Source organism: bacterium (assembly GCA_021159335.1).
GTDB lineage: Bacteria > UBP14 > UBA6098 > B30-G16 > B30-G16 > JAGGRZ01.
In genome coordinates this window covers 37497-59239 of the sequence record JAGGRZ010000133.1, presented here as the reverse complement: position 1 = coordinate 59239, position 21743 = coordinate 37497, and the positions used below count along the sequence as shown (strand labels likewise).

Sequence of the window (21743 nt, the reverse complement as noted above, 5' to 3'; positions counted from 1 at the left end):
GCAGACCAGCATGAATTAATGTCAGAAACCACTTGTTAAGACACCTTCTCTGCGGTCTCCAAAATCGAAATCTTCACTTCAACCTCCGCGGTATCCGAGTATCCGCGGTATCCGCGATTTCCCCCCACAATTCATCGAAACAATAGCCAACCTCACCTCACCACAGCTATTCTCCTGCTTGCTTTGGTGAGACCTGAAACAATATCGAGCAAATAAATTCCAGAGCTAACAGGTTTTCCGAATTGGTCGGCAAGGTCCCAGGTGAAGTTATGTCGTCCCGGGGTGAGCCTGCCGCTAAAAATAGTTTTTACAAGATTCCCTGAAAGGTCGTGCACGCGAATAATTACATCTTGAGTATAGTCAACGACTCGTATGCTCAAACTTACCGCTCCGTTTGTGGGGTTTGGATATGGATTGCCAACCACTAACCTCGTGGGCAGCAATTTTTTATCTTCAACCTCTGCGGTAGGGTATCCAACCCCATAATAGAACCCGGTAAGATAAGCTTCATAGCCACCTATAGCCGTTTGGTCCCAGCGGATTACCACCGCCAAATCATTTATGGGTCTGCCGGATGTGGTAACGCTCCATATAGAATCCTTTGCGTATGCAGTGTCAGTGAAAACTATCATGTCAGCGTAAAGCATATCGCGCCCTATAGGAACACCCTGGGCGACATCGCAGATATAGTCACCGTAATTGCGGAACAATGTGAAGTAAGCGGGAACATCGGTGCCCGTGTATTCACGCTCGGTGGTGAATGTGTCTCCGGGAATTTCTATAAGAGGATTATCCCGTGGACCTACACGAACATCGTTGTAGGAAAATATTCCAACATAAGCACTATCATCCTGGTCGTTGTAATACATATATTCTATGTAGACGAACCCACGAAGTGAGTCTATCTCGTTTAGGAGATAAAATTTTTCCCAGATAATTCCCGTGCCGGCAAACCAGCGAAGCGATATAGTGTTCGAATAGATATTTGCGCTATCCGCCAGTCGCATTGGCATTGTGCCGGGTATGCTGATGTTGCAATAATATTCAACCCCAACTTTAATGCAGAAATATGTGTGCCTTGGTTCCGATGGATAACCCTCAACAAGAGCGAGAGGCACACCCTCAACACGCCCTATAGTGAATTGTCCAGTGGCACGGTTGACTACAACGGCCACCTTGTCATTGGATAATGATACTGTGCTTTGTCCGCTTATTACGGTTAAAAAAACGACTAATCCAGTAATAATTAATAGCTTTTTATTCATTGCACATCCTTTTTGACCCACTATATCAAACATTAATCGCTCAGAACCTGAAAGTCAAGGATAGATTTAGACCAACCTCTCCATCAAAGCTATTAAGTCTCGCCCTTAATTCCGTCCTCGATGTCCCTATCCTTTTGATTCTCACCACATTTATCACGCTAAGAACTCTGTTTAATGCTGCTACCCCCAATGCTATTCTGAAATTTCTTAGCGCACGCTGCGACGAGGTCCACAGGTCGTAGTATCGAAGCTGATCGGATTCGTTTCGCCATGTCCAATCGAGTGAGTCGGGTAGTAGGTCTTCAAGTCCATAACCGCTTTGCAAAAGCAAGAGATTGTAAATCTCCCTGCTCGGATACAAACCAACTATTCTGTAGAAATCTTTGTCCTCAATTTCGGGGGATGCCCCGGCATACCGTGCAGAAAACCATCTGCATTCCTCGAATGTCCAATCTCCTTTTATCCTGAACGCGATGGCGGACGCCCATATAGCGCCATCGACTGCGATAAAACCATATCCCCAGTTCTTCTCCCCAAGATAAATTTCGCCGGCACCCGGTAGCAGAGCTGATAAAACAATGGCTTTAAAAAGGCTTTTTTGCTTATCTTGCTCGGCTTGCTCATAAAATATGTTGCCCTCAAAAATTCTCTGACTGAAAACTACCTGGACTATGAGGAGGAGTAGGATTAGCTTTTTCATTATTTCCTCGTTTCGAGCTTAAACAAAATGGCCCAGCGTGGAATTGAACCACGGACCTCGCGCTTATCAGGCGCGCGCTCTAACCAACTGAGCTACTGGGCCATGTCCAATTTTCTTTGGAGGATACCGGATTCGAACCGGTGACCCCAGGCTTGCAAAGCCTGTGCTCTCCCAGCTGAGCTAATCCCCCACAAGCAATTTTCAAATTATTTTTGATGGGCGGTTTGTCAATACTTTTTTGAACCCACGAAAAGCTCATAACAAGCCGTCATATCATAATTTAAGAGGATCAATAGGTTTGCCTTTGTATCTGACCTCATAGTGCACATGTGGACCCCTAACCATGCCCGTGTGACCGCTATAACCTATGATATCCCCTTTGCCAACAATATCCCCCGCATCCACGACTATCTCGGAAAGGTGACCGTAAACAGTCTCGTATCCATTAAGATGGTCCACAACGACGAATTTCCCGAGTTCCCTGTTCTCGCCCGCCTCGATGACAACCCCGTCAGCTGTAGCCGAAACAGGAGTGCCGTCCTTGGCGTAGATGTCAACCCCTGTATGAGGAGATTTGAAAATTCCGCCCACCTCACCAAACTTGGCAGTAACAGGTCCCTTAACTGGCAATCCCGATGGTATGTGCGCGACAAGCCTATCTTTGCTATCAAGAAAGTCCGCAAGCTCAGGTAACCCAACATTCCTGAACGGTGATGGTTTTTGCCTGAAAGCTACTTCTAATTTTTGCTTCTTCGTTGAGGTCTTTTTGGTTCTCTCCCCTGAGACCAGCAATGCTTGCTCGAGAATTCGCTTCATAGCCGAAAGCCGCCTTATCTCAAATTCCAGCGAATCGAGTTTCACGAGTGCTTTCCGTAGCCGTATATTTTCTGCCTTAAGCATTCTTATCTTGGACCCGCGCCACAGCGCCGCAGATAATATATTGTAGCACACCATCGCCCAGCCCGCTATGACGAGCCCAACAAGAAGAACGAATGCCCAGCGAGGCATAACGAATCCATACTTTCTTTCACCTTCACTGGGCGAAATTATAACGGTTATTTTTCGCTTTTTGGGCATCTAATGTTTGCGCTTAAGTAAATTCTCTGCTTTCCTTGCTATGCTTTCGTAATCAAGTCCGAACTCCCTTAAAAGTTCCATTGGCTGCCCCGACTCTCCAAACCTATCGTTTACCGCCACGAAATCCATAGGAACGGGATGGGTTCTGACAACCACCTCGGCCACCGCACCTCCCAATCCACCGTGAATCTGGTGTTCCTCCGCAGTTAATATAGCTCCCGTTTCCTTCGCGGCTTTCTCTATCGCAGCAACATCTATAGGCTTTATAGTGTGTAAATCAATGATCCGCGCGCTTATACCTTTTTTCTCAAGCAACTCAGCCGCCAGTATCGACTCGGCAACCATTGCCCCACATGCTATTATGGTTAGGTCTTCACCGTCACGGACTATTCTTGCTTTGCCGGGCTCAAACGGAGTTTCCTCGTCCGTAATGAGCGGAACGGGCGCTCTACCAAATCTTATGTAAACAGGTCCATCTATCTGTTCTACTGCTGCTATGGTGGCTTTTCTTGTTTCCTCGGCGTCGGCGGGAACGAAAAGCGTCATTCGAGGCATTACCCTCATTATGGCTATTTCCTCAAGAGCCTGATGTGTCGCGCCATCCGGACCAACCGATACCCCACCGTGTGCACCGCCTATCTTCACATTAGCATTGTTATAACAAACCGATGTTCTTATCTGGTCGCACGCTCTCCCAGCAGCGAAAACCCCATATGTCGAGAAAACGGCTATTTTACCCGCTAAAGCCAGTCCTGTTGCCATCCCCGCAGCATTTTGTTCAGCGATCCCCGCGTTGAAAAACCTATCTGGAAATTTCTCGGCAAAGTAACTCGCTCTCGTTGATTCAGTAAGGTCCGCTCCTATAACAACAAGTTCAGGATGACGCTCGGCAAGCTCAGCTAAGGCCTGCCCAAAACCGTTTCTTGAGGGTATCATCTTCCATCCATGCTCCTCGTATATGTTCATCGCCTGCCCTCCGAATTAAATCTTTTTTTGGCAATAATCACTTTTCGTTGAGGACCACAATCTCAGTCGAAATCGAATACATCTGGGCGAATGTCTCGTAATGTTCAAAAAGTTCTCTCATCTTATATCACTATCCAGTGCCTCGGGTGGGAATCCAAGGTCTTTCATGGCTATTAGTGCCTGTTCGCGATTGGGAGCTTTCCCGTGCCACTCGGCATGGTCCTCCATGAATGAAACCCCCTTGCCCTTCGTTGTGTGCATTATGATGGCTGTGGGCTTCCCAGACATTGATTTCGCCTGCTCAAATGCCTCATCGAGCTCACGAATCGAATGCCCGTTTATATCTATAACATGCCAGCCGAACGCCTCAAGTTTCTCAACCAGCGGATAGATTGACATCACATCCCTCACTCTACCATCGATCTGGAGGTCGTTATTGTCTATTATCGCCGTGAGGTTGTCGAGTTTATAATGGGCACCAGCCATGAACGCTTCCCATATTTGTCCTTCCTGAATTTCGCCATCGCCAAGAATCGCGTATACGCGCCAGTCAGCTTTATCGAGATATTTCCCTGATATTGCCATTCCCACCGCTATAGACAATCCCTGCCCCAGTGAGCCAGTCGAAGCCTCGATTCCGGGCAAGCCCTTATCCCGCGCGGGATGTCCCTGAAGCCGTGAGCCAAGCTTGCGAAGCGTCCAGAGCTCCTCGCGAGGGAAATAACCGCTCTCTGCCAGTACTGCATAAAGTGCTGGACACGCATGACCCTTAGACAACACCACTCTATCTCGTCCTTCCCAGTCAGGCTCTTTGGGACGGTGACGAAGATGTTTGAAGTACAAAACTGCCAACATGTCAGCTATTGACAATGAACCACCGGGATGCCCCGAACCCGCATGGTAGGTCATTTTTACAATGTCAAATCTTATCCTGCGGGCTATCTCCTCAAAATAACGAACCTCATGCTCTGTCAACATTTCCCCTTACCTCCTCAAAAGAACAATTTAGAGCATATATGAACCCGAGCAAGAAAATTGATTGTGAATACAAAATATTCTTATAAGATAATTTCTTGCTCAAAAAGCGCGATAGAATTTATTTAAAGGACAACTCAAAAAGGAGATTGCTATGGCTATAATTTTGGATGGCTCAAACCTAACGGTGGAGAAACTCGTAAGAATAGCGCGATATGGGGAGAAGGTGGAACTTTCACCAGAAGCTATTGACCGGATAAAAGTATGTCGAGAAATGGTTGAGCGGAAAATAGCTGCGCGAGAAATAATGTATGGCATAAATACAGGCATTGGCGAATTTTCGGAAATAATACTTACCGATGAGCAAATCGAACAGTTTCAAAAATGGTTGATATTTAACCACGCTGCGGGAATAGGCGAACCTATGCCTATAGAATATGTTCGTGGTGCCATGGCGAGTAGAGTTAATGTTCTTGCCCACGGAATGTCCGGGTGCAGGCTCGAGATAGTCCAAACATTCGTAGAAATGCTTAACAAAGGCGTTACACCTGTAGTTTGTCGGAAAGGGTCTGTGGGAGCGTGCGGGGATCTTGCACCAATGTCGCAAATAGCGCTTTTGCTTATGGGCGAAGGCGAAGCGTTTTACAAAGGCGAAAGACTACCTGGACGGGTGGCAATGGAAAGAGCTGGCATCCCTATCCCAGGCTTAAAAGCCCGTGATGGACTCGCATCCATAAATGGTTCAAACTTCATAACCGCAATAAGCGCACTTCAAATTTACGATATAGACCGCTGGCTCAAGCAAGCTGAAATAGCCTGTGCTATGTCGCTTGAGGCTTTATACGCAAACCTCAAACCTTACGATGTCAGGCTGCACGAGGCGAGAGGTTTTCCAGGCGCTGTGAGAGCTGCAAGAGCTATTATGAAGTGCATCGAGGGTTCGGAACTTCTTACTGGTAAGTTCAAGACGAGGGTTCAGGATGCGTACTCCATGCGTTCAAGTCCTCAGGTTCTGGGAGCCGCTCATGATGCCTTGCGTTGGGCAAAGGAACAAGTTGAGATAGAGCTTAATGGGGTCGGCGACAATCCAGTATTCTTCCCGGAATACGAGCTCACGCTCACGGGAGCCAACTTTCAGGGAACTCCCGTTAGTCTGCCTATGGACATGGTTGGCGCGGCTGTGACTATGGTATGTGTTATGTCCGAAAGGCGGCTTAACAGGCTTCTCAATCCAGCTCTCAGCGCAGGGCTTCCGCCATTTTTAACCAAGCACCCGGGAATGATGAGCGGAATGATGCTTAGCCAGTACACTGCAGACATGCAAATAGTCGAGCAACGGATACTGTCGATGCCCGCCTCGATACAATCAATACCAGCAGCAGCCGACCAGGAAGATTTCGTGTCAATGGGACTTAATACAGCACTTAAGAACGAAACAATTCTCGATAATGCATATGGAGTTCTTGGTATTGAATTTATGGCAGCAGCCCAGGCGCTTGACCTCCGCGACTTTAAGCCCGGAAAAGGCGTTGCCAAAGCTAAAGAGGTGATACGACGCCATGTGCCATTTCTTGAGGAGGATAGACCGCTTTACATTGACCATAATAAGATGAAGCAGCTCGTTAAATCTTGCGAAATACTCGAAGAGGTTGAAAAAGTGGTGGGGAAACTTGAATAGCGCTATAATCAAAGTTTAGTGGAGGCACAAATGAATGTGGTTATTCTTGCAGCAGGCAAAGGGAAAAGGATGAAGTCAGACATTCCGAAGGTATTGCACGAACTCGCGGGAAAGCCGCTTCTCGGCTGGGTTTTGGACACAGCTTCATCGCTCTCACCCGAAAAAACAATAGTTGTGATTGGATTCAAACGAGAGCTGGTCGAAAAATACATCAAATCTCGCAAAGACAGCACTAAAATAACAACTGTAATCCAAACCGAACTTCTGGGGACCGCGGATGCGGTTAAGCGTGCACTTCCGAAGCTTCCCGATGATGGGCTTTTAATTGTCCTCTGCGGTGATGTGCCGCTTCTTACTGCAAAGACAATTAAGAAACTTGTCGACCATCACGAAAATACAAATGCTGCCGCAACAATTCTTACCGCAGTTCTCGAAGACCCCGCGCAATACGGTAGGATAGTTCGCACAAAAGACGGAGATGTTGAGAAAATAGTAGAGTTTAAAGATGCCACCGATGCCCAGCGAAAAATAAAGGAGATAAATACGGGAACTTATGTGTTCAACCTCAAGCCACTTCGCGAGGTTATCAATCTCGTTTCTGCTGACAATGCGCAACGGGAATACTACCTGACCGATGTTATACATCTTCTGCGTGGTCGGGGTTATAAAATTTCTGCATTACCTGCGGAAGATGTTTGGGAGGTAGCTGGCGTCAACTCAAAGGAGCAACTCGAAAGGCTTGAGAAGCATGTAAGAGCAAAAGTTAAGGAGTAGAAAAAACGGATAGCTTAAAATAAGTAAAGGGAGGCAATATGCTTGACGACCCAAAAACATACTCAAAATACGACCCTGAGAACATGCACGAGCTTATTTTCAACTTTTTCGAGCAGCTTCCCAAAGGGCGTGAACTTGCCGAAACGAGCGATTACAACCTTATCGACCCATCATCTGTGGAGAGGATAGTCGTTGCGGGCATGGGTGGCTCAGCTATAGGGGCTGACCTTCTCAGATGCTATGCGCTTTATCGTCTTCGCGTCCCCATGTATGTTAACCGCGATTACAAATTGCCCGCATTCGTTGACGAAAAAACGCTTGTGATTTTGTCGTCCTATTCTGGCAACACAGAGGAAACGCTTGCCGCACTTGATGAAGCACGGTCTGTTGGTGCGATGTTGTTCGCCATATCAAGCGATGGCGAACTTGAAAGAAAGGCCTCTGAATGGGGTTTTGGGATAGTAAGGATTCCACAAGGTTTACCGCCGCGGGCTGCGCTTGGATATTCTTTTGCACCGCTTCTAACCCTTTTTGAGCTGTGGGGTTTCCTGCCATCTCACGAGGAAGAGCTAAACAAGACTACTTCGCTTCTCCACGAGGGTGCCAAACGCCTTTTTCGCGATATCCCAGAGGATATGAATGATGCCAAAAAACTTGCGAGAAAGCTTCACGGGAAACTTCCGCTTATTTACTCAACGCTGCGGCTGGAAGCGGTTGCCACAAGGTTCCGCGGTCAAATCAATGAAAACGCGAAAATGCTTGCTTATTCTGCAGTCATCCCAGAGATGAACCACAACGAACTCGTCGGGTGGCGATACCTATTCAAACTTGGCGACGAGTTAAAGCCCATCATCTTACTCGACCCTGAGGACCATCCTCGCAACCGATTCAGAGCTAATTTCGTTGCTGATGTGATGCGCTCGCTTGGCGTTGAACCAATATTCCTTGAACCGCCGATAAAGGATGCACCATTTTTGGCAAGAATGTTCTTGCTTATTCAACTGGGCGACTTCACGAGTTATTACCTCGCAATGCTCAACAAGGAAGACCCCAAGCCTGTTCGGGTGATAGATAAGCTAAAAGCTGCGTTGAAAGAATTTAGAGAATAATACTGACTAAATAAGCTGCTTAAGGAAGATAATCGATTATTATAGAAAAAGCAGTAATCCTTGATAAGCTCATGTTATAGAGAAATTTTTAAAGATGAGTTTGATTTTTAGACTATCTATAAATAAATTATTTGTAAAGGACATCAGCTAATACAAAATTTTATAAAGAAAAAGAAGCTAAAAATATGGATAAAAAGATAACCAAATTGGTAAATCGTATAAAAAATTATTTATTACAAGAATATGGAGATAAAGTCAAAAATGTCATTTTGTACGGTTCTCAAGCACGAGGAAGTGCTACAAAACACTCAGACATCGATGTAGTCGTATTAGTTGATGACTCAATAGATCCTTTCGATGTGAGGAGAAGTCTAAGTAATCTTTTGTTCGATATCCTGCTCGAGGATAAAGAATTCATATCAGTTGTTGTCCTTCCAAAAAGCTTTTTTGAGAATTATAACTACCCGTTTATGCGAAATGTGAAAAAAGATGGAGTCAATGTATGAAGGAGATAAAAGATTTTGTGGAAAAAGCGGAAAAATTTCTGATTACTGCCAAACATTCATTGGATATTGGGGATTATGATTCCTGTGTTTCAAGATGCTATTATGCAATGTTTTTCATGACAGAGGCAATACTTCTCACAAAAAATTTAACCGCTTCTTCTCATAAAGGAGTAATAACTTTATTTGGCGAACACTTTGTAAAAACTGGAATTTTCAATAGAGAAGCAGGAAAAGTACTCAATGAAGCTTATGACAAAAGGCTAATCGGAGACTACGGAATAGGCTTTACCATTACTGAAAAAGAAGCTCGAGAGACATTAAAAGCAGCCGAAAACTTTGTTGAAAACCTAAAAAATTATCTTGAAAATTGGCTGGAGGAAAGGTGAGTAGAACCCAAAATTGTCCGAATCATTAATGAATGTCCTACGACAAGTTCAACAAACTAAGTCCAATTGCCCGCCAGCTCAATATCTGTCCTTGTCAAATTTCAAAATAGCTGAAAATTATGTATGTTAAATTATGCCATTCCTTGCACAAAATCTGTCTCATTAGTGACAAATAGTGACAAAATTGTCACCCCAACTCCTTTCTCATCCTTACCTAAACCTCACAAATAGGGCTTTATCCAATTGGCACGATTGTTGCTTCAATTCAGGTGAGAAAATAAAAAAACACCTTTAGAAAGGAGGTGATAAAATGGCACTGGTAAGATGGAGACCATTTGAGGACTTGATGAATATAACCGATGAACTTCACAGGTTCTTCGAGGACTTTTTCGGAGAAAGGCTGCCGATAAGGAGAAGCTCAGAAGAGGCTCCAGCGTGGATTCCTCGAGTGGATATTGCCGAGACCGACGACGAGATAATAGTTCGCGCTGACATCCCGGGAATGGAGAAGGATGAGATAAAGGTTACCCTCTCGGATAACATTCTGACTATTTCCGGCGAGAAGAAAATCGAGCGGGACGAGAAGCGCGAGAACTACCATCGTGTGGAGCGTGTGTTCGGCTCGTTCTCAAGGAGCTTCTACATCCCGACCAATGTGGAGGCGGACAAGATAAAGGCATCTTACAAAAACGGTGTTCTTGAGGTGGTTCTGCCCAAGAAGGAGTCCGCAAAGCCCAAAGAGATACCCGTTGAGGTCGAGTAACAAAAAGTTCGTGGCGGGGGTGTCACGCCCCCGCCAAAAAAGTTTTCAGGCTGATTTTGAGAAAAGGTTTTAGATAGCTTTTTAGATCAAAAAACTAAAAGGAGGTGATGGCAATGCCGAAAATTCTGGGAATAGATCTCGGAACCACAAACAGCTGCATGGCTGTAATGGAAGGCGGCAAGCCCACGGTAATCCCAAACGCTGAAGGTGGAAGAATAACGCCATCTGTAGTCGCTTTCACAAAAGAAGGGCAGAGGCTCGTTGGCGTAACCGCCAAAAGACAGGCAATAACAAACCCGGAAAATACCGTCTTTTCCATAAAGAGGTTTATGGGGAGAAGTTACGATGAGGTTCAGACCGAGATAACTCAGGTTCCATACAAAGTTGTAAAGGGACCCCGTGGCGACGCAAGAGTTTACATCCCTGCTGTGAACAAGGAATTCTCCCCGCCAGAAATATCCGCAATGATTTTGCAGAAACTGAAACAGGATGCTGAAGCCTACCTCGGAGAAACTGTAAAAGAAGCTGTGATAACCGTTCCAGCATACTTTAATGATTCCCAGCGGCAGGCTACGAAAGATGCGGGAAGAATAGCCGGTTTCGAGGTTAAGCGCATTCTTAACGAGCCAACAGCCGCATCGCTTGCATATGGATTGGACAAAAAAGGCAAAACCCTTAAGGTAGCTGTTTTCGACCTCGGTGGTGGAACATTCGACATTTCCATACTCGAAATAGGTGAGGGCGTTTTCGAGGTTCTGTCCACTAACGGCGATACTCATCTTGGCGGTGACGACTGGGACCAGAGGATAATAAACTGGCTTATAGACGAGTTTCGTAAGGAGCAGGGTATAGACCTCTCTAAGGACCCCATGGCGATGCAGCGTCTCAAAGAAGCAGCAGAGCGTGCCAAAATAGAGCTTTCATCAGTTATGGAAACACAGATAAACCTTCCATTCATTACTGCTGATGCTTCCGGCCCAAAGCACCTTTCAATGACTCTTACCCGCTCAAAGCTTGAGCAAATGACTGCAGACCTGCTCGAGCGGACAGTGGAACCATGCAAAAAAGCTCTCGAAGATGCAAAACTGACTGCTGCTGACATAGACGAGGTAATACTGGTCGGTGGAATGACCAGAATGCCTGCTGTTCAGAAAAAAGCTAAGGAAATTTTCGGAAAAGACCCTCATCGCGGAATAAATCCTGATGAGGTTGTTGCAGTTGGTGCGGCTATTCAGGCTGGTGTCCTTTCTGGTGAGGTTAAGGACATTCTGCTTCTCGATGTTACACCACTTTCACTTGGGGTGGAAACACTTGGTGGCGTTATGACCGTTCTAATACCGAGGAACACGACGATACCAACACGCAAAACCGAAATATTCACCACCGCAGAGGACAATCAAACGACAGTGGAAATACATGTTCTTCAAGGTGAGCGCCCACTCGCAAAGGACAACAAATCACTCGGAAAGTTCTATCTTGAGGGTATCCCACCAGCTCCACGAGGTGTACCGCAAATAGAGGTAACATTTGACATCGACGCCAACGGGATTCTTCATGTTACCGCAAGGGACAAAGCCACAGGCAAAGAGCAATCGATAAGGATTGAACCATCATCCGGGCTTACGGAGGACGAGATAAAGCGTATGGTCGAGGAAGCGCAAAAGTTCGCAGAAGAGGACCGCCGAAGGAAAGAGGAAATAGAGCTCAAAAATCGTGCTGACCAATTCGCATATGCCACTGAGAAGGAAATGAAAGAACTCGGTGAGAAACTCGACCCTGCAGATAGGAATGTGCTTGAAAACCTAATCAAAGACCTAAGGGATGCTATAAAACGAGACGATATACCGGCAGTGCGAATAAAGCTAAATGAGCTTGAGAACAAGTGGCACGAGATAGCAGCAAAACTTTATAAAAGCGGCGGTGGTCCTACTCCACCTCCGGGTGCTGGACCTACACCTCCTCCTGGTAGTGGTCCTACCACACCTCCTCCTGGCGAGGGCCCCAAAGAGGGCGGTGAAGGTGGAGGTGAGGTTATGGACGCGGATTATGAGGTTGAGTAATTATCATCAAAAAATAAAAATATGTAATGCCCCCTGTATTGGGGGCTTTTTTAATCATTCAAAGGAACTCTAATAGCTTCATAAAGGCAAGATTACTTCGGTGTTAGTGTCGCAACGGGTATTATCATCTCCTCTACAGAAATGCCACCGTGAAGGAATGAGTTCCTGTACTGGCGCTCGTATTCGCTGAAATTGGTTGGGTAAACGAGGTAGTAATCCTCGAACGCTATTATGTAGTTGGTCGTTACGCCGAAACTCGGGAGTCGCCATTTCTTGGGATCTTTTATTAGTATCGCCCCGCGCTTGTCCACATTAAGGTTGTCGCCCACTTTATAACGAAGATTTGTCGATGTGTCCTTTTTGCCATAGGTTTTCGTGCCCCGTTTTCCTATAGTGCTTCCATGGTCGGTCGTAACCACTATAACCATGTCGTCTTTCTCCTTGGCACGCTTGAGCGCCTCAAAGAGCGATGATTGAGCGAACCATGTCTTCATTACTGCGCGATAACCACTTTCATCGGGCGATATTTCTTTCAGGAGGTTCGAGGCTGCACGCGAGTGCGCAAGTATGTCGAGGAAGTTCACAACCACAGCCGAAAGCGGCGCTGAGGTGTAAGACGATATGCGTCTGAGTAAGCTTTCACCTTCCTCAGGGTCGAGGATTTTTATGTATTTTGTATCACCGCGAAGTTCTATCCCAAGCCTGTCGAGAAGGTGGTCCATAAGTTCGTGCTCGTATCTGTTGTGCGAGCCAGGGTCAGTTTGACCATGCTCCCATATTTTCGGATATGCTCTCTGAAGGTCGTATGGGAAAAGCCCTGAGAAAAGTGCGTTTCGTGCGTATGGTGTTGCCGAAGGCAATATCGAAAAGTAAAGGTCCGTTTTCACATTGAAATGCTCGGCAAGAAGCGGCTCGACCATAAGCCACTGGTCATAGCGCATGCAATCTATAACAACATACATTACTCTGTTTCCATAGCGAAGATGTGGCGCAACATACTTCTCAAAAATGTCCACCGACATAGTTGGGCGCTTGGGTGGGTCCTGCCAAATCCAGTTGGGATAATTTTTTACTATGTACTGTGAGAACTCAGCGTTAACCTCTCTCCTGAATGTTCTGTGAGCGTCCGTTAGCTCAAGGTCGGGGCGCTCGTCGAGTATGACATCCCATTCAGCAAGCCATTTGCCTATTTCAAGCCATTCTGTAGGCGCTGCATTGGGCGAAAGCCTATCGTATATTTCGCGATACTCGTGAGCGTAATTCCTCGTTAGTCGCTGCCCAACTATCTCCTCAGCCTCCAAAATCTTCTTTAGAACAGTAAGAATTTGTATCGGGTTTACCGGCTTCACGATGTAATCGGTTATCTGCTGACCTATAGCTTCCTCCATAATGTTCTCTTCCTCGGACTTGGTAACCATAACTATAGGAATGTGCTTGTTTATTTTCCGGATTTCCTCTATAGCGCTTAGGCCATCCATTCCCGGCATCATCTCGTCGAGAAGGATAATATCCGGCGGAGAAGTCTTGATCATCTCTATCGCGTCCAAAGCGGTAAGCGCCACTAAAACATTGTAGCCCCTCTTTTCTAAAAACTTTATGTGCGACCTTAGCTGGTCGACCTCATCGTCTACCCATAAAACTTTTTTGCTCAACATCTCAACCTCCCAATAGTTTTACGGTAAAAATTAAAAAGATGCGGAACAACGATTAGCAAATTTTCACAACTATTAAAATATACAAAATCACACTTTTTGCAATAAAAATGTTGCTCAAATGTAAACAAAATTAAAAAATTACACTCATAATTAAAATTTTTCTTGAACGAACATGTTAAACCGTTAATTTCAAGGTATGGAAACTTTTGACGGGAGATATTTGAGAGCATCCGATTATTCACATTCAAGCTGGGTTTTATTTGGCGTTCCCTATGATGGCACTTCCTCGTTTAAGCCGGGCAGCAGATTCGGTCCACAGGCTATAAGGCAGGCATCCATAAGTCTTGAGGACTACTCACCTTATCAGGGAAAAACTCTACCGACTTTCGCCGACATTGGGGACATAGAGATGCCGCTGGGAACTGTGGAGAAAGCATTGGCTGAGATAGAAAAAGTTGCTGATGGAGTTATAGCTGATGGGAAGTTCCTTATAGCGCTCGGTGGTGAGCATTCAATAACTATTGCCACTGTTAAATCCTACAAGAAAAGGTATGCTAACCTTCAGGTCATCGCCTTCGATGCACACTGTGATTTCAGAGACGAATACCTTAAGGGCAAGCTTTCACATGCCACAGTTCTGCGAAGAATAGCTGAGATGAGCAAACTTCACTTATTCGGACCACGCTCAGGGTCACGAAATGAATTTGTCGATGTTAAAAGGCTTTGCCTGACATTCGAACCGTTCGGAATATCAAAAATCGGTGACGCGGTTTCCATAATCGGCAATGACCCCGTTTACATTACCCTTGACCTCGACATACTGGATCCGTCCGTCTTTCCAGGTACTGGCAACCCCGAACCTGGTGGACTCGCGTTTAGCGAACTACTGGATGCTATTCTTTGGCTTTCAAGTCAGCTTAATATAGTTGGCGTTGACATTGTGGAGCTTAATCCTATGCTCGACCCGTCGGGAGCATCTGCTGTTGTGGCTGCGAAAATCGTGAGGGAAATTCTTATTGCTGTTGGCTAAATTTATCCCTTGGGCTGGCAGGAGAGGGGTTTAAACTAAAATCGCTTCGGTAACTTAACAGTCGATTCCCTATTCCCTGATTTTCCTTGCGAGTTCTAATAAACCTCCCGCCTCGATTATCTGGCGCTGGACAGTTGTTAGCGGTCTCGCACTGGGGAGCTTTATACCCTTGGTTTCGTCGAAGATCTCGCCAGTTTCAGTGTTTATGGATATTATATCGCCTGTTTGAACCTCAGAGCGTGCTATACCCGGCGCCACAAAAATTGGTAGTCCTGCGTTAACGGCATTCCTGAAATAAATCGCACCGAAGCTTTCTCCGACTATGGCTGCTATTCCCAGCGCTATGAAACAGTCCACAGCCTGCTGCCGCGACGAACCAGCTCCGAAGTTCTCGCCAACTATGAGTATGTCTCCAGGTCGTGCTTTCTTTGGAAAATCCTCCCAGCCAGTCAAATTGCTGAACGCATACTGCCCCATCTGGGAAAGCTCAGTTATAGCAAGATACTTGTTGTGAAATATCATGTCGGTATCGATGTCGTTTATAGGCTCCCCATTTTGGTCTCTTATTACAAAAACTCTTCCTTTAATTACTTTTTCCATCAGAGCCTCCGTCGTTTTTCATTAAGAAAGTTGCCTAAGGATTGCAGGTCAAGCTTTACTTTTTTGCGCACAAGATGTTTAGATAATAACTAACATCACCACAAGCAACGCCAACATGGCCAAAATTGTTATTTTGTCTGTTGTGGTTAGCCTAAGCGGGGTAAGTCTGGTTCGCGGCATCAAAGGGTCGTAGCATCGTAGTTCGAGCGCTATAGCAAGCTTGTCTGCCCTTCGAAAAGATGTTGCGAAGACAGGGATAATTAACGGCACGAGTTGTCTGGCACGCTTTATTATCCCGCCGCTTACCTTAGCACCTCGAGCAAGCTGTGCCCAGCGAATCTTTACGGCATCATCAATTATTGTGGGAATATACCGCATCGAAAGGAGAATAACGGTTGATATGTCCCTTGGGTGAACACCAAAGACTCTAAGAAAACCGAACAATTCCTCAAAAGAATCAGCAAGCGACACAGGCGAAGTAACCCAGCTGAAAAGAGATGCTGCCCACAAAAGTAGAACCATCCTCGCGCTGAAAAGAATGCCATATACAGCGCCGCGAATACTTAAGTGCAGAAATAAAAAACTCAGGCCGTCTTTTGATGGGGTAAAAAGAAGGTTTATAACGAATGTTATCAATATAAAATACTTGAAACCCCAAATGAGCTTTACTACGCGTTTGAGAGAGATTCTGGCTGCTTTGGTCAGAAGGACGAGAAGAGCGAATGCCAGCAAATGGTTCCATAAATGTGATTTTGATATTATCAAAACCGCCAAGCTAACGAGACCGAGTAGTTTGGTTCTTGGGTCGAGGAGATGAATCGTGGATTTGCCCTTTATGTATTGTCCTAATGGGATATTCATTCTGGTGTCTCATACTTTCTGTGGAATTGGCAGGTGAATAAACCAATAAGGAAGAAGATGGCAAAAGCCAATATTGCTGCGAATACAGCGGTTCCAACTTTGAATCGAAGAGCATATATAACGAAAACGAAAATTGCGAAAAGCAATGCTATAAGCGACTGAACTAGAGTTGTCCATGGGTAGCTTATTATCCAGCGTTCAAGAATCGAATTTATAGCGCCTATACCAAGCCCGACCACTGTTGAAAAGCCGAGAAGCACAATAACCTGAAGGATAGGCGAGAAAATAGGAACTGGTTGCCAGAGCTTGGTGAGAATTAACGGAGAAAAAATAAGCCCAGCTACAAGACCCCCAAGCGCACCTGAGTTTATAGCCTGCATCATCAACTCAGCAGGACTTGTTTCCATCAATATTTCTTTCATTGCGGCGCCAACTTTGGGTTCCTGCGGGAAGAAGTAGGGTTTTAGCTCTGGCATTAGTTTCGCGGGGAAGAATTTGTTCGGGTTTTTGCTCATTCGTGCGATAAGCGCATTCGGTCCCATTATCCCGCTTCTCGCCCAGTTCTCAAGCAATGCGAAAGACATCGGACCAGCTATTTTGTCGCCCATCTTCACAAGGAATCGTTCGGTAAACTTCTCTTTTTCGGTGAGAGGAGGCATTATTTCCTCATCAGGTGATTGAAAAGAAACTCCCGCACCCACCTCAGAAGTTGTCTGTGTTACGGATTCCTGCGGTTGCTCCTCATCGTGAAGATCTACATCAGATATCCCGGGGATGAATTCAACATCGCCAGCCCCGGATAGTTTTTCGGATGTTACAGTTTCGATAACCGCTATCTCGTCCTTTTCGACAGGCTCATAGCCTTCGGCTTCCTTCTCAATTTTGAGGATGTGCTCGGGTATTGATGCTCTGAATATTCCGCGGCATGCAGGACAGCGCCATAGCTCTGAACCTTTTATGCGCTCTATCGTTGCGATAATCTCGCGTCCGCAATAGGGGCAGGTAACGCTTACTATACCGTGACCGAGAGCCTTAGTTTCAGCCTCATCGTAATCAGAATTCGTTAGAGGCACGACAAACTTGGCGTTACAGTTCTTACACATAACGAGCAGTTGACCGGGGTCATAATGACTTATATCGATCTCCTGCGTCGTTCCGCAATTTGGGCATTTTATATGCATAAATATTTTTTAGTTTAGTTAATTATTATGAGTATTTTAGATAGTGTCAACACATGAATATTTTTTATCATTATTTAATTAACTAATAAACGGCAATGACTTGATTTTTTCGGATTGGACTATTATGAGGTCGTTTGCCATAATACTTACCTTATTTGCGTCCTGCACAGCCGAGAGTGACAGCATATATATCGGCGTTTTTAAGCCATTCCCTGAAAGAAAGGGATTTGAAGGCATAGTATATAAAATTGGCAATAAAGTCCACATTAAAACCAGGCGGGGAACTGTTCTGCGACTTTGCCCTTTAAAACTTTGTGGGCACTACGATAGTGCTCAGATTAAATCGGCTGAGGTTGCGATGCGGTCGTATCCTTTTTGGGGTGATGCAAAAATAGAAACCGACAAAAATGGCACGATAAAATCCATAGTCGTTCAGGATTTGTGGACGACCAAGATAGCAGCCGAATTCAGGTGTGTAGCACGAAAACCTATTTGGAGCATTGCTTTTGAGGAGGAAAACTTATTGGGCTATGGTGTTTACTTTACGGCTGGGTACAGCCATAATATCGAAAGAGATTGGTGGCATGTGGGCAGCAGGGTATACGGCATATCAAAAAGCAAAATCGACCTTTCAGCGCTTTACAAGTATCATGGCGGCAGATGGCACGCAGAAGTCGCAATCTCAAGAAGAAATTTCTTTGAAGGTTCTCCTTTTTATGTAGGCGTTGTCGCCGAAAGTCTCGATGTGCCGATTTACAGGTCAGGCAATGCTACACCTAATGACACAGTATTCAGGTTTATCACGCAGCAATCGGTAGAGCTTAATACTATACCCTGCGGAAAAAACTTGTTCCTTGGTATAGCTGCGTCTCATTTCCTTGTCAGGAGAAATGCTCGAGGGTGGGCAAATAAGAAAACAGGTCAGTTTTTGCTGCTAATGCCAAGACTAAGTTTCGTGAGGCGAAAATTTGCGACTCTTTACAATGTTGACATTTCCGGTCGTCCTGAGGACATAACTACAGGTATATTCGCCGATTTAGCCTTCGGCGCCCAGCTCGATATAAGAGACTATGAAAACGCGAACAATTTCACACCAACCTACAACGCACGAGTTGTATTTTCCAGCTTCTACAGCAAAGCACTTTATTTTGGTGCTTCCATCAACGCGTATAGAAAGTTTGACATAAAAGGCTTCAGTTTATCAACCAGAACCTTTGCACCAACGTATACTAACTCGAAATTCAGGATGGGAGTGGGCATAGATTACATGTGGGCATCGGCACCAGAAGATTTGATGTTCATAGCGGATGGTTCCACGGGTTTTCGCGGTTACGAGGCTTTTTATCGCGTTTCAGAGGGAGAAAAGAAGAGTTTTTTGAGAGTTACATTCGAATTGCGCTCGTACCCCAACATAGAAATTCTGACCATAAGACCCGCATTGGCACTGTTTGCCGACTTCGGCGGCGTTGATGAGGAAATCGGGAAATTACCAAGCGATTATCTGCTTGACATAGGGATTGGATTGCGACTCGGTTCAACGCGCTCGACACGAAAAACAGTAAACAGGTTTGATCTATCCTATTCCCCAAAGCTTGGGACAATAAGCTTTACTCTCGATGCAGGGCAAATTGTTTCATTCTTCGTGCCTATGGACTGGCGCAAGGTAACGGATTACTGGCGAGAGTGAAAGGTTAAATCGCGGATACCGCGGATACTCGGGAACCGCGGAGGCTGAAGTAAAAAATCATAATCGCTGATACTGCGGGGAAACGGAAACCGCAGAGTTTAAGGTAAAAATCGGGATTTTTGCTATCACGGAATTATTATATAAATCACACCCGTTCCTCGATTTCAACGAACAGCTTTCTTGCGTACTCCTCGCCAAAAAATTCTGCTACGAAAGCCGAGATGACATCCTTCATCCTTTCGAGGAAAGTTTTAACGCCGAATCGCTTGGCGTTTTCGATAGCATCCTGCGGGTTAAAGTCGAATTGTTCGAATTTCACGACCGCATCGATAAGGGATTCTACTGTGGGCTCGTCGAAGAAAATTCCTGTAACGCCGTCTATTATTGTTGTCGTGGCTCCGCCGCGACCGTAAGCTATAACTGGTCTCCCGGCAGCTTGAGCCTCTATGGGGACTATGCCGAAATCCTCCTCGCCGGGGAAAATAAGAGCTTTAGCGTGGGATAGAAGCTCGTTCTTTTTTGGTTCGTCCACGAAGCCCAAAAATGTTATGTTATCTTTTGCCATCCTGCGAAGTTTCTTCAGCTGAGGTCCGGTTCCTGCTATTATCAGCTTTTTACCGAGTCTGTTGAAGGCTTTTACCGCGAGGTCGATGCGTTTGTACGGCACCAGGCGCGATAGAACGAGGTAATAGTCGCCTATCTCTGGCGAGGGCCTTATGTTGTGAAGTTCAACGGGAGGATGAACCACGATGGAGTCGCGATGATAATACTTAAGAATCCTTCTGCGAACAACCTCGGAGTTGGCGATAAATTTGTCGACACGGTCGGCGGATACTCTGTCCCACAGACGCAAATAATTGAAAACGAACGGATATATGAATTTGCTTATAAATTTGGAATAACTTTCCTTGTACTCGAAATAAAGTTCCCACGCCTGCCGCATTGGAGTGTGACAGTAGCATATGTGAAGTGTGTCGCTGCGTGTTATCACTCCTTTGGCCCAAAGGTAGGATGAGCTTATCACAAGGTCGAAATTGCGGACATCGACCTGCTCTATCATAGCGGGATAGAGGAAAATGTAGTATTTATAAAGCTTCTTTCTGAATGGGAAGTATCTGCTCCAGCCAACCGGTCTTATGTCCCAACCGCGAAAGTCAGGCGGGACGAGGTCGGGCTCATAAATAAGCGTAAAAACTGGCGCGTGTGGAAACAGATGATGCAACCATCTCAAAACTACCTCTGCGCCACCATATTGGTTCAGGTAGTCGTGAACCAGCGCTACCCTTAGGTTTTTGGAGTCGCCTATTTTCAATTCCTTAACCTGTCGTGTATTCTATCTCAAACATGTTATCCGGCCGTAAACCGACGGCACAAATAGGCTCTTACCATCGCTCGCTAATCCGCGCTTAACATCCTCGTGAATAGCTGTTTTTGAGATAACCTTACCGTCCGCACTGGCGATAAGATAGATATCTCCGTCATCTGTTGACACTACAACCTTTTCGCCAACACCTATCGGTGGAGAAAGGACATTTTTTCCGACATTAACTTTCCAGAGTTCTTTCCCGGAAGCCAAGTCGAAAGCTTTAATATTGCCTGCTTTATCGGCGAATATCGCCTTTCCAGCGTGAACCATAGGCGGTAATGCCTCAGCGTTAAGCTTAGCCTGCCAAACCGGCTGACCATTAGCGCTTGATATTACTGCGATGTCCCCCGATTCAGATGAAATAGCTATTTTGTCATCACTGAGCACGACGAAACCTATGGGGACAAAAGGAAGAGTTGTTTGAAGAGTAACCTCGCCGCGATAGATCTCAACCAGAACATCATTAGCAGCGATGAACAGCGTATCGTTTCGCTCCGCAGGTTGAACATGAATAGGATTAGCAAGCTTGACCTGCCATAAAAGAAGCCCATTTAAGGCATTAAGCGCGTAAACTCCACCCGACATGGTAAAGACTATTATTGTGTCTCCACAAATTATAGGCGCTGTTTTCGAGTCTCCAGACCTGTTAGCGAAAATCCGCTGTCCGCTTCTGACATCAAAGCAGGCGGTAACATTGTACATGCCCGAGCCTATGTATGCCATATACGGCGGGGAGAATACTGGCGGCATTATTATCGGCGCATCAGCCCAGAAGTTTAGTTTTATTGCGCCATTCTCCTTATCGAGAGCTATTATTCTGCTGTTCGGAAGCCCTGTGAAAACGAGTTTGTCAAAAGTGGTTGGGCAGGATGGGTCCATGCCGTTAAGTTGCGTGTACCAAATCTTTTTTAGTGAGTCAGAAAGCATGCCGTCAATGTAGCCTGTATTCTGAGGGTCTGAGCGAGGATAGCACCACTGCGAACCTTCCATTTCCATTTGTGGAATGGTTATTTTTGGTGCACAGCCTGACAGGCTTAAAATAAGCAGCACCCAAACCACCAAACCAATAATAACTTTATACCCTTTCATAGTCACCTTCCTTGT

20 protein-coding genes and 2 tRNA genes are annotated in these 21743 nt (G+C 45.7%); 9 read left to right on the top strand and 13 right to left on the bottom strand.

Going from position 1 to position 21743, the window contains the following annotated elements:
- Positions 1–152: 152 nt before the first annotated feature.
- The 7 genes from J7J62_07355 to J7J62_07325 all read right to left on the bottom strand — a co-directional run bounded on the left by J7J62_07355 (position 153) and on the right by J7J62_07325 (position 4986).
- A complete protein-coding gene (locus tag J7J62_07355; GenBank protein MCD6124970.1) occupies positions 153–1265 on the bottom strand; it encodes a T9SS type A sorting domain-containing protein in 1113 nt (370 codons plus the stop codon).
- Positions 1266–1305: 40 nt separating this feature from the next.
- Positions 1306–1965: a hypothetical protein gene (locus J7J62_07350; protein ID MCD6124969.1), complete on the bottom strand. Its 660-nt coding sequence runs from the start codon at positions 1963–1965 to the stop codon at positions 1306–1308.
- A 28-nt stretch (positions 1966–1993) separates the two neighbouring features.
- Positions 1994–2067, bottom strand: a tRNA-Ile gene (locus J7J62_07345).
- Positions 2068–2082: 15 nt separating this feature from the next.
- Positions 2083–2155 (bottom strand) — tRNA-Ala (locus tag J7J62_07340).
- 83 nt (positions 2156–2238) lie between these two features.
- The gene (locus tag J7J62_07335) at positions 2239–3042 is read right to left on the bottom strand and encodes a M23 family metallopeptidase (GenBank protein MCD6124968.1); all 804 of its coding nucleotides are present in this window, start codon (positions 3040–3042) and stop codon (positions 2239–2241) included.
- The gene (locus J7J62_07330) at positions 3043–4008 is read right to left on the bottom strand and encodes a transketolase family protein (protein ID MCD6124967.1); all 966 of its coding nucleotides are present in this window, start codon (positions 4006–4008) and stop codon (positions 3043–3045) included.
- 117 nt (positions 4009–4125) lie between these two features.
- Positions 4126–4986 carry a transketolase gene (locus J7J62_07325; protein ID MCD6124966.1) on the bottom strand — a complete coding sequence of 287 codons (861 nt, stop codon included), beginning with the start codon at positions 4984–4986 and terminating at the stop codon, positions 4126–4128.
- Positions 4987–5137: 151 nt separating this feature from the next.
- Between J7J62_07325 and J7J62_07320 the strand changes: the two genes are divergently transcribed.
- From J7J62_07320 to dnaK, 7 genes are all read left to right on the top strand, one after another.
- Entirely contained in the window at positions 5138–6661 is a 1524-nt protein-coding gene (locus J7J62_07320; protein ID MCD6124965.1) for an aromatic amino acid lyase, read from the top strand.
- Positions 6662–6691: 30 nt separating this feature from the next.
- The gene (locus J7J62_07315; protein MCD6124964.1) at positions 6692–7435 is read left to right on the top strand and encodes an NTP transferase domain-containing protein; all 744 of its coding nucleotides are present in this window, start codon (positions 6692–6694) and stop codon (positions 7433–7435) included.
- 38 nt (positions 7436–7473) lie between these two features.
- Complete coding sequence (locus J7J62_07310; GenBank protein MCD6124963.1) at positions 7474–8544, top strand: bifunctional phosphoglucose/phosphomannose isomerase; 1071 nt, start codon at positions 7474–7476, stop codon at positions 8542–8544.
- Positions 8545–8729: 185 nt separating this feature from the next.
- Positions 8730–9050, top strand: coding sequence for a nucleotidyltransferase domain-containing protein (locus J7J62_07305; GenBank protein ID MCD6124962.1), 321 nt, complete (start codon positions 8730–8732; stop codon positions 9048–9050).
- A complete protein-coding gene (locus J7J62_07300) occupies positions 9047–9436 on the top strand; it encodes a HEPN domain-containing protein (GenBank protein ID MCD6124961.1) in 390 nt (129 codons plus the stop codon). The genes J7J62_07305 and J7J62_07300 overlap by 4 nt, the downstream gene beginning before the upstream one ends.
- Positions 9437–9746: 310 nt before the next feature.
- A complete protein-coding gene (locus J7J62_07295; GenBank protein MCD6124960.1) occupies positions 9747–10199 on the top strand; it encodes an Hsp20/alpha crystallin family protein in 453 nt (150 codons plus the stop codon).
- A gap of 113 nt (positions 10200–10312) precedes the next feature.
- The gene (gene dnaK / locus J7J62_07290) at positions 10313–12259 is read left to right on the top strand and encodes a molecular chaperone DnaK (protein MCD6124959.1); all 1947 of its coding nucleotides are present in this window, start codon (positions 10313–10315) and stop codon (positions 12257–12259) included.
- A 92-nt stretch (positions 12260–12351) separates the two neighbouring features.
- Here the strand turns inward: dnaK and J7J62_07285 are convergent, their stop codons facing one another.
- A complete protein-coding gene (locus tag J7J62_07285; protein MCD6124958.1) occupies positions 12352–13914 on the bottom strand; it encodes a response regulator in 1563 nt (520 codons plus the stop codon).
- A 196-nt stretch (positions 13915–14110) separates the two neighbouring features.
- On the opposite strand from J7J62_07285, the gene speB reads away from it, so the two are divergent.
- The gene (speB, locus tag J7J62_07280) at positions 14111–14944 is read left to right on the top strand and encodes an agmatinase (protein ID MCD6124957.1); all 834 of its coding nucleotides are present in this window, start codon (positions 14111–14113) and stop codon (positions 14942–14944) included.
- 69 nt (positions 14945–15013) lie between these two features.
- Here speB and J7J62_07275 read toward each other — a convergent pair whose 3' ends face one another.
- From J7J62_07275 to J7J62_07265, 3 genes are all read right to left on the bottom strand, one after another.
- Positions 15014–15547, bottom strand: a complete 534-nt coding sequence (locus tag J7J62_07275; protein ID MCD6124956.1) for a 3-isopropylmalate dehydratase — start codon at positions 15545–15547, stop codon at positions 15014–15016.
- A gap of 75 nt (positions 15548–15622) precedes the next feature.
- Positions 15623–16405, bottom strand: coding sequence for an energy-coupling factor transporter transmembrane protein EcfT (locus J7J62_07270; protein ID MCD6124955.1), 783 nt, complete (start codon positions 16403–16405; stop codon positions 15623–15625).
- Complete coding sequence (locus J7J62_07265; protein MCD6124954.1) at positions 16402–17586, bottom strand: zf-TFIIB domain-containing protein; 1185 nt, start codon at positions 17584–17586, stop codon at positions 16402–16404. Before J7J62_07265 ends, J7J62_07270 begins: the two co-directional genes overlap by 4 nt.
- A 124-nt stretch (positions 17587–17710) precedes the next feature.
- Between J7J62_07265 and J7J62_07260 the strand changes: the two genes are divergently transcribed.
- The gene (locus tag J7J62_07260; GenBank protein MCD6124953.1) at positions 17711–19273 is read left to right on the top strand and encodes a hypothetical protein; all 1563 of its coding nucleotides are present in this window, start codon (positions 17711–17713) and stop codon (positions 19271–19273) included.
- 145 nt (positions 19274–19418) lie between these two features.
- Here the strand turns inward: J7J62_07260 and J7J62_07255 are convergent, their stop codons facing one another.
- Positions 19419–20579 carry a glycosyltransferase gene (locus tag J7J62_07255; GenBank protein ID MCD6124952.1) on the bottom strand — a complete coding sequence of 387 codons (1161 nt, stop codon included), beginning with the start codon at positions 20577–20579 and terminating at the stop codon, positions 19419–19421.
- A gap of 27 nt (positions 20580–20606) precedes the next feature.
- Positions 20607–21728 (bottom strand): PQQ-binding-like beta-propeller repeat protein, encoded by a 1122-nt coding sequence (locus tag J7J62_07250; GenBank protein ID MCD6124951.1) that lies wholly within the window; start codon positions 21726–21728, stop codon positions 20607–20609.
- Positions 21729–21743: the final 15 nt, after the last annotated feature.